The organism is Pelagerythrobacter sp. Soil_C_18 (assembly GCF_057657235.1).
In genome coordinates this window covers 197565-210816 of the sequence record NZ_JBDGIU010000007.1, presented here as the reverse complement: position 1 = coordinate 210816, position 13252 = coordinate 197565, and the positions used below count along the sequence as shown (strand labels likewise).

The following is a 13252-nucleotide window of genomic DNA, read 5'->3' as shown; positions in this document are numbered from 1 at the left end:
GCCTTTCGCGGCTGTGTTGGACACGCGCTTGAAGGGGCCGGAAGTTAGCTGAAAGGTACTCGAACCTCTCCAGCATTCTAGGTGTGGGGGCATTTTCCGGGCAACCAGCAAAATCAAATCTGGTATAATGGTCAGATCTGTAGCGTCACTTTGCTGTTCGAGTCCTCTTCTGCGCGGCAGCCTTCCAAAATCCGTGGCAACCTCCAGAGATGGAGACCTCCGGCTGTTGCTCAGCATAATCCCACGCTGATGATCGGCCTGCGCGGTGCCGCGGCTTTACACGGCCTGGAGTGCAGCCGCTAACGCTCGCCGTTCCGGTGCGCTAAGCGGCGCATCTGACTCCAGCTTTTTCGCTAAGGCGGAAGTATCCATACAATGGTCGGTGTTGGGGGCCTGGGCAACCGCACCTAGGGCGCGGGCAATGCCTGCTGTGGCGCGATCAGCGGCAAGTCGGGCGGGGTCATGGTCTATGTGAGCGTAGATTTGCGTCGATCGAGCATTTGCATGGCCGAGGAGGGCTCCGACCATCAAGAGCGCCTCGCCGCCTGAAGCAGCGGCACTTCCCAACGTATGCCTGAGGGTATGAGGAGTTACGTCGGTCAGGCCGGCTCTGGCGATTATAGTCGGCCATAGTCGCTTCGTTCCTTGGTAGAATCCATCGCCTCGTTCGGCAGGGAAAACATAGAGCGCATCATCCGCGGCACGCGCGAACACCTCTCGTAAAAGGGCCGCAGCTGCGGTTCCCAGGGGGCGGACACTTTCTCCGGTTTTGCTATCTGCCAGGTTAAGCAATCCTCGATCTAGGTCGCACTCAGACCACTTCAAAGCGGCAATTTCGTCGCGTCGGCATCCTGTGAGCGCCCAGAGGCGGGTGATTTGCGCAGCCTTAAGATTTATGCCTTCTGCAACCAACGCATCGAGCGCAGCACCTAGCCGCGCTACTTCGGCAACCGTGAGGAAGCGCCTGCGGCGGTTGTCGGTCTTTCGAACGCTGGCGGCAGAGACCGGATTGTCCGACACTATCCGGCGCTGAATTGCGAAGGTGAAGACAGCGGAGAGGTCGCGAACCGCCTTACGCGCTGCGCCCTCTCCGCCGCGAACGATGATGCGCCGGCGTGGCCCGCGCAGCTCGTCTTTAGCGGTCTTACCCGCCGCAATATCGCGCGCGAGCTTGGCAACATCGCCTGGGCTAATTTCGCTTACACGGCGTTTGCCGAGAAGGGGCACGATGTGATGGCGTAGCCGCGCCATTGTGTAAGCGGCAGTCCTCGGTTTCATGGGCTCACCTCGTCGCGTGCCCTTGAGGATGATCAGACCCTCCTCCTCATACAGATCGACGAGGCCGGCGATCGTCATCTCTTTGCGTCGCGCCGTGAGATCTCCGGCGGGGTCGCCGCCTAGTCGCACCTCCGCCAACGCTTTCTGCGCCCGCTCTCGCGCGTCCCTTGCCTTGATCGTCGGGAAGGGGCCAATGGTGAGCCAACGAACGGGGGCCGTGCGTCCACCGCCGTCGGCACGATACTTTGCTACCCACGCCCGAGAGCCGGAAGGTTCAATCCGCAATCCAAACCCTGCAAGCTTCGTATCCCAGATGACCTCGCGCACAGCGCCAGGGGCGGCACCGGCCGCTATCCCGTCACTCAAAGCCACTTTTTGCCGCTTAGCCATGTTCAGCAGAATACTGCGTCGTCTACCACCCGTCTACCACCGTCTACCACCGATCCAGGATCCGACGAAATCCCATTCTGTCTTGAGTTTCCGAAAGATCCTTTAATATTAGGCAGTTATGAAAACGATCGGACCTCCTGAAAAGTCCCGAGATCACCAGCCCCAACCTTGCCAAGGTTGGGGTCGAGAGTTCGAATCTCTTCGCCCGCTCCAGTTCCGTCATCGATCAGGCATCGCATGACTACGAAATTTGCGCCGCACCGTGCGCGCTCTTGCATCCGAGCGCGGCAGGATCCGCTTTCATACCCCAGCCATTAGCGGTTCGTCGAGAACCCCGGTGGACATGGCGGCGGGAATCGTTATGAAGCCGCCGATATGTTGTATCGTCATCTGATCGCGGCGCGGCCGCTTGTCCTTCCGCTCGGCCTGGCCCTCTGCGCCATGGCTGCTCCCGTTCACGCTCAGGACCGCGCTCAGGATCGGCGCGAGTCGCCCGAGCCAGACGACTTCCACGATCGGCGTGTCGCACCGAGCGGGGAGATCGTCGTCACGGCCGCCGGGCTCGAGCAGCTCGATGTGCTCGCGGGCACCTCGGTCGTCGAAGGCGTGGAACTTCAGCGCAATCTCGACGGGCAGCTCGGCGAAGTGCTCGCCAAGGTCCCGGGCGTCTCGGCGACCAGCTTCTCCCCCGGCGCCTCGCGCCCGGTGCTGCGCGGCTTCTCGGGCGAGCGGGTCAAGGTGCTGATCGACGGGATCGGCGCGATCGACGTCTCCAACACCTCGGCCGACCACGCGACCTCGATCGACCCGCTGACGGCCGAACGGATCGAGGTCCTGCGCGGCCCCGCGGTGCTGCTCTACGGCAGTCAGGCGATCGGCGGCGCGGTCAACGTGATCGACAAGCGCATTCCGCTACGCCGGCTGAACGAGCCGTTCCACATCGACGCGCTGGCCGGCGTCGATACCGCGTCCGACCTGCGCCAGGGCGGCGCTTCGCTCGACGTACCGCTGGGCGACCGCTTCGTGGTCCACGTCGACGGCTCGTACCGCAAGACCGACGATCTCGAGATTGCCGGCTATGCCGCCGCGCCCGGTCTGCGCGCGGACCTGCTCCACGACGCGGAGCACGAGGAGGAGGAAGGCCATCTCGACGAGGCCGAGGAGCTGCGCGAACTCGCTGGCCAGCGCGGGGTGCTGCCGAACAGCGGGACCGAGACCTGGAGCGTCAACACCGGCTTCGCGTTCTTCGAGGGTGACAGCAATCTCGGCGCAGCGATCGGCTGGTACGACACGACTTACGGCGTGCCGATGCGCCCGGGCACCGGCCACCATCACGGCGAGGAAGAGCACGATCACGAGGAAGGCGGGGAGCATGAGCACGGCGACGAGCTCGTCACCATCGGCCTCAGGCAGTTTCGTGCCGACATGCGCGGGCGGCTCGCGCTCGGCGACGGGTTCTTCTCCGCGCTGAACACGCGGGTCGGTTTCAGCGACTACACCCATACCGAGTTCGAAGGCGATGCGGTCGGCACCGTGTTCGACGTGAAGGGCCTCGAAGCCCGCGCCGAGTTGGAGCAGAACGACCGCGGCGGCTGGGGCGGCTCGACCGGCGTGCAATACTACTTCCGCGATTTCGACGCCTATGGGGCCGAGGCCTACGTGCCCAAGAACCGCACCGACCAATTCGCGGTGTTCACCCTGCAGGAGATCGCGTTCGATCCGCTCCAGCTCGAGCTGGCGGGGCGCTACGAGGCGACCGACGTCGAATCGCAGGTGCTCGGCTTCCAGCGCTCGTTCGATACGTTCTCGGGCGCGCTCGGGCTCGTTTACGAGACCGACGGCGGCCTGCGCTTCGGCGTGAACGGCAGCCGCGCGGAGCGCGCGCCGAGCGCCGAGGAGCTGCTGTCGAACGGCCCGCACATCGCGACTCAGGCATTCGAAGTTGGCGACCCGAACCTCGAAGTCGAAGGCGCCTGGGGCGTCGAGGCTTTCGCGCGCGGCCCGATCGGCGACGGCACGATCAGCCTCGCAGTGTTCAACAACTGGTTCGATAACTACATCTACCTCTCCGAGACCGGCCTGGAGGAAGACGGGCTGCCGGTGTTCGAATACCTGCAGGGCGACGCGCGCTACTTCGGGGTCGAGGGCGAGGTGACCTATCCGGTCTACGAAACCGACGGCTTCACTCTGCTCGCCGACGTGCGCGGCGACTATATCCGCGCCGAGCTGAGCGACGGCACGCCGCTGCCGCGCATCCCGCCGCTGCGACTGCTCGGCGCGCTGGAGGCGCAGACCGGGCCGTTCGACGCGCGGGTGGAAGCGCAGTGGTTCGGCAAGCAGGACCGCATCGCGCCGTTCGAGACCGAGACCGACAGCTTCACCCACGTGAACGCTTCGCTCGCGTGGAAGCCGATGCGCGGCAACGACAATTTGACGGTCCTGCTGCAGGCGGACAACATCTTCGACGCCGAAGGACGCCGCCACGCGAGCTTCACGAAGGATTTCGTGCCGCTTGCCGGCCGCAACTTCAAGCTGAGCGTGCGGACGAGCTTCTGAGGGTAGCCGCCGCCCGCACGCAGCCGGTCAGTCGGCGGTGTGGGTGGTGGCCAGCCCTTCGGCCTTGCCTTCGGCATGTGCTGCGCGCAGCTCGGCTTTGCGCGTGCGGTTGCGCTCGCGCATATAGTCAAAGCTGCCGCGCATTTGCCCATAGGCGAAGACGAGCAGCAAGCCGCCGGCGATCGCAATGTTCTTGAGCGCCGCGGTGAGCTGGGTCTGGTCGCCCAGCTCGTTATGGAAAAAGAACGCCGTGAGCAGTGTGAAACCCGCCAGCAGGATCGAGGCGATCCGCGTCATCAGACCGATCGCGAGCATCAGACCCAGGACCAGCTCGAACACGCCTGTCGGCAGGGCGAGGCTGCCCGGCAGAGTCGTCGCGCTTTCGATGTACTCGGCCGTTCCTGCCGGATCGACGATCTTCCCGATCCCCGACAGAATGAAGATGACGGCCAGCATGATGCGCCCGATGATGGCGGCGATGGTGGACATTGGTTCCTCTCCTCTTCCCCATGATTTCCCGCCGAGCAAACGCTCGGGAATGGAAAATGGCCATCGCGCCGCGCGCTCGCGGCCGCGTCAATCCTCGGGCGCGAAGGCGATCTCGGCATGCTCCTCGAGCCGCTTCACCAGGGCTTCGCCGAGGAAGTAGCCGGGTGTGCCCACGCCGCCCGGCACCTCGCTGCCGAGCAGTGCCATGCCCGTTTCCGCGAGCATGCGGCTGGTCGAGCCATAGCCCGGATCGTATCTGCCCTTCACGCCGAAGTGGAGCCGCTCGCCGCCCGGCATCTCGCCGATGAACAGCACGTCGTAGAAGCCGTTCTCGCGCTCTTCCCGGCTCGGGCCCTCGCCCGGCTTCGGGGGCTTGGCGCCGAACGGGTTCTTGAGCATGTCGGCAACCGCATTCGCGGCGGCCTGGCCCGCCTCGCCCGGGCTCGTCAGCATCATCTCGTCGTAGCGGAAGTCCTCGCCATAGGGGAAACCGGCGAGGAAGTTCGTGCGGTGGACGTTCTTGGTGTTGATCGTCGCCATGATGAAAGGCGCGGCCCATTTGCCGAGGTCGTCCTCGTAATGCGGCACGAGGCCCATTGGCTGGTCCGGACCTTCGAAGCCCGGCGTCAACCCGAACGGGCTCTGTAGAATGGGAACGAGCCTGGGGTTCTTCGCGACGGCCTTCACGGTGGCGGAGAGGCTGGCAGCAGTGCCGCCCGAGAAGGTGCCCTTCATGGCCCGCACGCGGCCCCGCACGCGCGGGGCCGGCCTGCCGAAGCGCTTCACCGCCTCCTTCTGCAGCATCAGCACGCCGAGATCGAAAGGGATCGAATCGAAGCCGCTGGAAAAGCAGATCCGCGCACCGCTCGCTTTCGCTGCCTCGTGATGCAGGTCGATCTGCTCGCGCATCCAGCCCGGCTCGCCGCACAGGTCGGCATAGTCGGTGCCGGTGCGGACGCAGGCGGCGACCAGCGCATCGCCGTAGAGCTGGTATGGCCCGACTGTGGTCAGCACCACGCGCGTGCGGTGGCACATGGCCTCGAGGCTCGCCGGATCCTCGGCATCCGCGACGATCAGCGGCGTTTCGGCCGGCGCAGCGATCGCCGCGCGCACGTCCTGCAGCTTGGTGAGGCTGCGGCCGGCCATGGCCCATTTCGGCGCATCCGATTTGCCGCCGTACTCGCGGACGAAGTGCTCGGCGACCAGCCGCCCTGTGTAGCCGGTCGCCCCATAGACGACGATGTCGAATTCTCTGTCGGCCATTCACGCTCTCCAGCCGTCGTTCAGCGGGAGCAGGATGCGCTATTTCGGCAAGCGATGCCAGTACCTGCTGGCAGGGCGCTCTAGAGGCGCGGCAGCGTCACGCCGAGCTGACCCATATATTTGCCCGCGCGGTCCTTGTAGCTCGTCTCGCAGCGCTCGTTGCCCTTGAGAAAGAGAAACTGACAAGCGCCTTCGTTGGCGTAGATCTTTGCCGGCAGCGGGGTCGTGTTGGAGAACTCCAGCGTCACGTGGCCTTCCCAGCCCGGCTCCAGCGGCGTGACGTTCACGATGATCCCGCAGCGTGCATAGGTGCTCTTGCCGAGGCAGATGACCAGGACGTCCTCCGGGACGCGGAAGTATTCGATCGTGCGGGCGAGCGCGAAGGAGTTGGGCGGGATCACGCAGACGTCGGTCTTGCGGTCGACGAAGGAGTTGGCGGCGAAATCCTTCGGGTCGACCACCGCGCTGTCGACGTTGGTGAATATCTTGAACTCGTCCGCCACGCGCGCGTCGTAGCCGTAGCTCGACAGACCGTAGGAGATGCAGCCCTCGCGCCGCTGCGCTTCGACGAAGGGCTCGATCATGCCCGTTTCAGTCGCCTGTTGCCGGATCCACCGGTCGGAGAGAATCGCCATGCGCGGGTGATTCCCGAGCGGAGCGAAGGGGGCAAGTATCGCGCGCACCTTATCCCCTCCCGTTCACGGGAGGTCGCTAGATAGCCTCGGCGCCCAGCTGGGGGTTCAGCAGGGTGATGTGGTTGAGCCACTTCTTCGGCCGGCGCAGCATGTTCTCGGGATATTCCACTCGCAGCCCGGCAATCTGCGCCATGGCGCCGACGAAGTGGATGCAGTTGCGCTTGTCGAGGTCGTAGTACTTGCCCGGGGCATCGCGCCACTTCGCCACTTCGGCGCGCACCTCCCAGTACTGCGCGTCGGTGAGCGTCACCGTGAAATGACGATTGGTTTCGCGGATGTACTTGTCTTCCTCGGCCAGCACCGCGTGCTCGACCGGCTCGTTCAGAAGGCGGGTGGAGATCGTCTTCGCGGTGAAGCCGTAGTTCTCGTCGATCGGATGGCCGGTCTTGTCGAGAGTCCCTTCCAGAACGACGAAGGCGTGCGGAAAGCGGCCGAACAAGACCGAGCCGTTGAAGCTGTGAAAGCTCATCCGGACCTCGGCTGCCGCCCCGACCGACCAGGCCAGCGCAACGAGCGAGAGGATCAGGGCGGCGAAGCGGCGCATCGCGCCCGCTCTAGCAAACGGGCGCGATGCGCTGCAACACAATGCCTGTCGCCTCAGCTTGCCAGCAGGCTCGCGTTGCCGCCGGCCGCAGTGGTGTCGATGCAGACCACGCGCTCGGTCGCGAAGCGCGCGACGTAGTGCGGCCCGCCGGCCTTGGGGCCGGTGCCGGACATGCCCTCGCCGCCGAACGGCTGGCTTTCGACCACCGCGCCGATCTGGTTGCGGTTGACGTAGAAGTTGCCGACCCGGGCGCGCGCCTCGACGAAGCGGCGGGTGGCCTCGATCCGGCTGTGGAGGCCGAGGGTGAGACCGTAGCCGGTCGCATTGATGTCCTCGATCACGCGGCCGAGCTCGCTCGCCTTGAAGCGCACCACGTGCAGGATCGGGCCGAAGTTCTCGCGCCGCAGGTCGAGGATCGAATCTATCTCGATGATCGTCGGCGCGACGAAGCATCCGGCGGCCGTGCTGCGCGGCATCTTGCGGCGCCAAACCATGCGGCCGTGCTTCTTGCGCCTGGCGACGTGGCGCTCGAGCGCGGCCTTGGCGTCGGGATCGATCACCGGGCCGACATCGGTCGGCAGCTCTTCGGGATCGCCGATCGTCAGCGCTTCGAATGCGCCCTTGATCATCGTCAGCGTCTCGTCGGCGATGTCTTCCTGCAGATAGAGCACGCGCAGCGCGCTGCAGCGCTGGCCGGCGCTCTGGAAGGCGCTGTTGACCACGTCGCGCGTCACCTGCTCCGGCAGGGCCGAGCTATCGACGATCATCGCATTCTGCCCACCGGTCTCGGCGATCAGCGTCGCGATCGGCCCGTCGCGCGCGGCGAGCGTGCGGTTGATCGCCTGCGCGGTCTGGGTCGAGCCGGTGAAGGCGACGCCCGCGAGCCGCGGGTCGGAGGTGATGAGCTGGCCCACCTCGCCCGCACCGGGGAGGAGCTGGAACACGTCTTCGGGAATGCCCGCCTCGTGGCACAGCTTGACCGCCAGGGCGGCGATCAGCGGCGTCTGCTCGGCCGGCTTGGCGATCACCGCGTTGCCCGCGGCGAGCGCCGCGGCGGCCGGGCCGATGAAGATCGCGAGCGGGAAGTTCCACGGGCTGATCGTCGCGAACACGCCGCGCCCGTGCAGGCTCAGCCGGTTCTCCTCGCCCGTCGGGCCGGGCAGGGGGATCGGGCCGGAGAACAGCCGCCGCGCCTCGTTGGCGTAGTAGCGGAGGAAGTCGACCCCCTCGCGCAGTTCGAGAATGGCGTCCATCAGCGTCTTGCCGGCCTCGCGCTGGCACAGGCTGATGATCTCGTCGGTATGCGCTTCGAACCTGTCGGCCGCGGCTTCGAGCAGCAGCGCACGCTTCTCGCCGCCAAGCGAGTCCCAGCCGGGCTGGATCGCCATCGCGCGGGTGATCGCGACGTCGATTTCCTCGGGCAGCGCATCGCGCCGCGTGCCAACCTCGTGGGTAAGATCCTGCGGCTGGGTGATCGGCGCGACTTCGCCCTGCTCGGGCGAGCGGAACGTCGGCTCGGCATGCCAGCGGCGCGTGTCGAGCACCGCCAGTCGTTCGAGCAGCGGCTCGCGCACCAAGGGATCCGAGATATCGATCCCGGCGCTGTTGCGGCGGCCGGGGAAGATGTCGGCGGGCAGCGGGATTGCGGGATTGCGGCGAGGTTCGGTTGCGGCGAGTTCCGCCACCGGGTCGCCGGTCAGCTCCTCCACCGGCACTTCCGCGTCGGCCATGCGGTTGACGAAGCTGGAGTTCGCCCCGTTCTCGAGCAGGCGGCGCACGAGGTACGCGAGAAGGTCCTTGTGGGTACCGACGGGTGCATAAATGCGCACCGGGGTTCGGCGGTTGCCCTCGACCGCAGCAAGCTCGGCATAGACTTCCTCGCCCATGCCGTGCAGCCGCTGGAACTCGAAATCGCCTTCGCCCTTCGCCGCGAGCGCCTTGATCGCGCCGATCGTATAGGCGTTGTGCGTTGCGAATGCCGGATAGAGCACGTCGCGCGCCTCGAGCAGCTTGGCGGCGCAGGCGAGGTAGGACACATCGGTCGCGACCTTGCGCGTGAAGACCGGGAAATCCTTGTACCCGCCGACCTGGCTTAGCTTGATCTCGGTGTCCCAGTAGGCGCCCTTGACCAGCCGCACCATCAACCGGCGGCCGTGGCGCCGGGCGAGCTTGGCGGTCCAGTCGCACAGCGGCACGCCGCGCTTCTGGTAGGCCTGGATGGCGAGACCGAAGCCCTCCCATGCGCTGCCGTCGCGGCGCGTGAACAGCGCATCGTCGGCTACCAGCGCCTCGATGATGTCGAGCGAGAGCTCGAGCCGCTCGGCCTCCTCTGCGTCGATCGTGAAGTGCATGTCGGCATCGCGCGCCTTGGCCGCGAGATCCTTCAGGATCGGTACGAGCGCTTGAGTCGCCGCCTCGGCATGGAAATAGTCGTACTTCGGGTAGAGCGCCGAGAGCTTGACCGAGATGCCGGGGGAGCCGGTAATGCCGCCGTCGGTCTCGCGCGAAAGCCGCTCGATCGCGCGCTCGTAGGCCCGGCGGTAGCGTTCGGCATCGGGGAACGTCATGGCCGCTTCGCCGAGCATGTCGAAGCTGTGCGTCAGCCCCTTGGCGCGCTCGGGTGCCGCGCGCTTCAGCGCCTCCTCGATCGTGCGGCCGAAGACGAACTGTCCACCGAGGATGCGCATGGCCTGCAGCGTCGCTTTGCGGATCACCGGTTCGCCCAGCCGGCCGATCGCGCGCTTCACGGTCGCGCCCATGCCCTTCTGGTGCTCCTCGGGCCGTTCGAGCACTTCGCCCGTCAGCATCAGCGAGAAGGTCGCGGCGTTGACGAAGGTGGAGCTCGATTCGCCCAGATGCTCCGACCAGTCGATGTCGCCGATCTTGTCGCGGATCAGCGCGTCGGCAGTGGCGTTGTCGGGCACGCGCAGCAGCGCTTCGGCAAGGCACATCAGCGCAATGCCTTCCTCGGTGGCGAGGCCGAACTGCTGGAGGAAGGCGTCGATTCCGCTCGCCTTGCGTCCGCGCGCGCCCGCGATCAGCTTCCCGGCGAGCGCCGCAGCCTCGCCATGGAGCGCGCCCGCAGGCGCGGCCTGTCGCAGCCGCTCGGCAATGCACGCGCCCTCCTCCTGCCGGTAGGCGACGCGGATGGCGGTACGATCGAGCGGGGCGGAAACGGGCATTTTTGTGCGACTCGGCTGAAAGGGGAGGGGTTCGAGGGCCCCTTGGACGCGGCGCCCGCGGCAATCAAGCGAAGTCGCTTTTGCGCGCTGCCGCCACGATTTCAGGGGCTTGTGCCGTCATATGTAGGCCGAGTTTGCTGCGCCGCCAGAGGAGGTCCTCGGCCGTGTGCGCAAACTCCTCGCGGCGCAGATAGTTCGCCTCCGCTTCGCTCATCCCGCCGCCGAGATCCCGCCCCAGATCGGCGAGCGATTGCGCGCGCCCAATAACCCGCTCGATCCGTGTTCCATAGGCGCGGGCGAAGCGCAGCGCGGTCTCTTCCGGGAGCCACGGCCAGATCGCGCGAACCTCGGCCAGGAATGCGTCGAAGCCGTGCTCGAAGTCGCCCCCCGGAAGCGCGGTATCGGCGGTCCACGGCGCCTCCGGCACGGAGAGATGTTCGCCGAGCCGTTCCAGCGCGTGCTCCGCGAGCTTGCGGTAGGTCGTGATCTTGCCGCCGTAGACGCTGAGCAGCGGCGGCGCGCCGCCAGTTTCGCTGGCCGGTGCATCGATGGCGAAGACATAGTCGCGCGTTACGATCGCGTTGCTCGCGGCATTGTCTTCGTAGAGAGGGCGGATTCCGGCGTAAGTGGATACGGCATCGGCGGGCTCGACCGGCTCGCGGAAATACTCGCTCGCCACCGCGCAGAGGTAGTCGCGCTCTTCCTCCGAAATCGTCACCGCATCGGGGTCGCCTTCGAACAGCTGGTCGGTCGTGCCGATCAGCGTGAAGTCGCGCTCGTAGGGAATGGCGAAGACGATCCGCCCGTCCCCGTTCTGGAAGATATAGGCGTGGGGCCCCTCGAACATGCGGCGGATCACGATATGGCTGCCCTTGACCAGCCGCAGGTGGGCCTCCGCCCGGCCGCCGGTCGCCATCGCGGCCACGCTGTCCACCCAGGGGCCAGCGGCGTTCACCACCGCCCGCGCCCTCACCGTCTTGCCGGCACCGCCAGCGCGCAGGGTCGCGCGCCAGTGCTCACCGACCCGGTCGAGGGCGATGCATTCGGTGCGGGTCATCACGTCCGCCCCGCGCTCGCGCGCGTCGACGGCGTTCAGCACCACCAACCGCGCATCGTCGACCCAGCAGTCGGAATATTCGAACCCGCGCCGGAACCGGTCCTGCAGGATCGCCTCGTGCGGCGGCTTGCGCAGGTCTATCCCGCGACTGCCCGGCAGGGTTCGCCGCCCGCCGATATGGTCATAGAGAAACAGTCCGAGCCGCAACATCCACTTGGGCCGCAGCCCTCTGTCGTGCGGCAGGACGAAGCGCATCGGGCGCACGAGGTGTGGGGCGATTTTGAGCAGAACCTCGCGCTCGTGCAGCGCCTCGCGCACGAGGCGGAACTCGTAGTGTTCGAGATAGCGCAGGCCGCCGTGGACCAGCTTGGTGCTGGCCGATGAGGTGTGGCTGGCGAGATCGTCCTTCTCGACCAGCGCGACTTTCATCCCCCGTCCGGCGGCGTCGCGTGCGATCCCGGCGCCGTTGATGCCGCCGCCGATAACGAGAAGGTCGAACATGCGCCGCGGCCCTATCGGCCCCTGCCGCGCGAGGCGAGCGATTTGCGCCACGTTGTTTGCCTCGCGCTGCCGGGCCGCTATGGCGCTGCCGTTGAAGACTTGGGGAGCGCAGAGGATGGCAGGCCGCTATTTCGACGAATGGCAGGTGGGCGACCGGATCGAGCACGAGATCCGCCGCACGGTGACCGAGACCGACAACCTGCTGTTCACGACCATGACCCACAATCCGCAGCCGCTCCACCTCGATGCCGAGGCGGCGCGGGCGTCGGAATTCGGCCAGATCCTCGTCAACGGCACCTTCACCTTCGCGCTGATGGTGGGAGTAAGCGTGGGAGAGACCACACTGGGCACGCTCGTCGCCAATCTCGGCTACGACAAAGTCTCGATGCCGAAGCCCGTCGCGATCGGCGATACGCTGCGCGCGACCAGCGAGGTCGCCGCTCTGCGCGAATCGAAATCGCGGCCCGATGCGGGGATCGTCACCTTCACCCACGAGATGCTCAACCAGCGCGGCGAGGTCGTCTGCCGCTGCGAGCGCACGGCCCTGCTGAAGAAGAGGTCCGCCTGACGGCGGCGGGAGCCGAACGGCGACCTGCCCGTTCCTGACGGCAGGCCTATGAACCAGGAACCGCACAGCATCGAGGAAGTGCTCGAAGGGATCGAGGATCTCGGCGAGCGTCGCGACGAGGTCTGCGTCGGCGACGCGCTCGACCAGTTTGGGCGGCGCAGCTTCGGCCCGATCCTGCTGCTCCTGCCGTTGATCGAGCTCTCGCCGATCGGCGGGATTCCCGGCGTGCCCAGCCTGCTCGCGCTGTCGATCGGGCTCATCGCGGGCCAGCTCCTGCTCGGACACGACCATGTCTGGCTACCGCGCTTCATCGAGCGCCGCGCCGTCAACGGCGACCGGCTGGCGCGCGCGGCGCATCATCTCGACGGCGCGGCGGCGGCGATGGACCGCTGGTTCAGGGGCCGGCTCAAGTGGCTCACCGAAGGGTTCTGGCCCCGCGCCGCCGCTGCGGTGATCCTCCTCCTGTGCTGCATGGTGCCGCCGCTCGAGTTGCTGCCCTTCGCCAGTTCGGCGCCGATGATCGCGATCGCCGCCTTCGGCCTCGCGCTCATGGTGCGCGACGGGCTGCTCATGCTGATCGCGTTCACGCTCTCGCTCGGCGCCCTCGGCGTCCTGATCGCGCTCGTCGTTTCGGGCGGTCTCGCCGGTTGACCTCCCCCTGCGCTTGACGGCGCGCCCCGCTATGTCATTGTGCCCACGGGCCGCAGGACGACGCATATCCGGGGGGAG

The 13252-nt window shown here is 66.6% G+C and carries 10 protein-coding genes; 3 read left to right on the top strand and 7 right to left on the bottom strand.

Annotated elements, in window-relative coordinates; genetic code table 11:
• Positions 1-276 precede the first annotated feature (276 nt).
• Positions 277-1668: a site-specific integrase gene (locus AC3A5N_RS14935; protein ID WP_487738116.1), complete on the bottom strand. Its 1392-nt coding sequence runs from the start codon at positions 1666-1668 to the stop codon at positions 277-279.
• A gap of 441 nt (positions 1669-2109) precedes the next feature.
• Between AC3A5N_RS14935 and AC3A5N_RS14930 the strand changes: the two genes are divergently transcribed.
• On the top strand, positions 2110-4224 hold the full coding sequence (locus AC3A5N_RS14930; RefSeq protein ID WP_487738115.1) for a TonB-dependent receptor: 2115 nt from the start codon (positions 2110-2112) through the stop codon (positions 4222-4224).
• 27 nt (positions 4225-4251) lie between these two features.
• Here AC3A5N_RS14930 and AC3A5N_RS14925 read toward each other — a convergent pair whose 3' ends face one another.
• The 6 genes from AC3A5N_RS14925 to glpD form a co-directional block, all read right to left on the bottom strand.
• The gene (locus AC3A5N_RS14925) at positions 4252-4713 is read right to left on the bottom strand and encodes a DoxX family protein (RefSeq protein ID WP_487738114.1); all 462 of its coding nucleotides are present in this window, start codon (positions 4711-4713) and stop codon (positions 4252-4254) included.
• Positions 4714-4800: 87 nt separating this feature from the next.
• Positions 4801-5976, bottom strand: coding sequence for a saccharopine dehydrogenase family protein (locus AC3A5N_RS14920; protein ID WP_487738113.1), 1176 nt, complete (start codon positions 5974-5976; stop codon positions 4801-4803).
• A gap of 80 nt (positions 5977-6056) precedes the next feature.
• Positions 6057-6611, bottom strand: a complete 555-nt coding sequence (gene dcd / locus AC3A5N_RS14915; protein WP_487738112.1) for a dCTP deaminase — start codon at positions 6609-6611, stop codon at positions 6057-6059.
• Positions 6612-6687: 76 nt separating this feature from the next.
• Positions 6688-7215 carry a hypothetical protein gene (locus tag AC3A5N_RS14910; protein ID WP_487738111.1) on the bottom strand — a complete coding sequence of 176 codons (528 nt, stop codon included), beginning with the start codon at positions 7213-7215 and terminating at the stop codon, positions 6688-6690.
• A 53-nt stretch (positions 7216-7268) separates the two neighbouring features.
• A complete protein-coding gene (putA, locus tag AC3A5N_RS14905) occupies positions 7269-10397 on the bottom strand; it encodes a bifunctional proline dehydrogenase/L-glutamate gamma-semialdehyde dehydrogenase PutA (protein WP_487738110.1) in 3129 nt (1042 codons plus the stop codon).
• Between the two features lie 64 nt (positions 10398-10461).
• Positions 10462-11955, bottom strand: coding sequence for a glycerol-3-phosphate dehydrogenase (gene glpD / locus AC3A5N_RS14900; protein WP_487738109.1), 1494 nt, complete (start codon positions 11953-11955; stop codon positions 10462-10464).
• A 115-nt stretch (positions 11956-12070) separates the two neighbouring features.
• On the opposite strand from glpD, the gene AC3A5N_RS14895 reads away from it, so the two are divergent.
• On the top strand, positions 12071-12523 hold the full coding sequence (locus AC3A5N_RS14895) for a MaoC family dehydratase (protein WP_487738108.1): 453 nt from the start codon (positions 12071-12073) through the stop codon (positions 12521-12523).
• A gap of 48 nt (positions 12524-12571) precedes the next feature.
• Positions 12572-13174, top strand: coding sequence for an exopolysaccharide biosynthesis protein (locus AC3A5N_RS14890; RefSeq protein WP_487738107.1), 603 nt, complete (start codon positions 12572-12574; stop codon positions 13172-13174).
• Positions 13175-13252 lie beyond the last annotated feature (78 nt).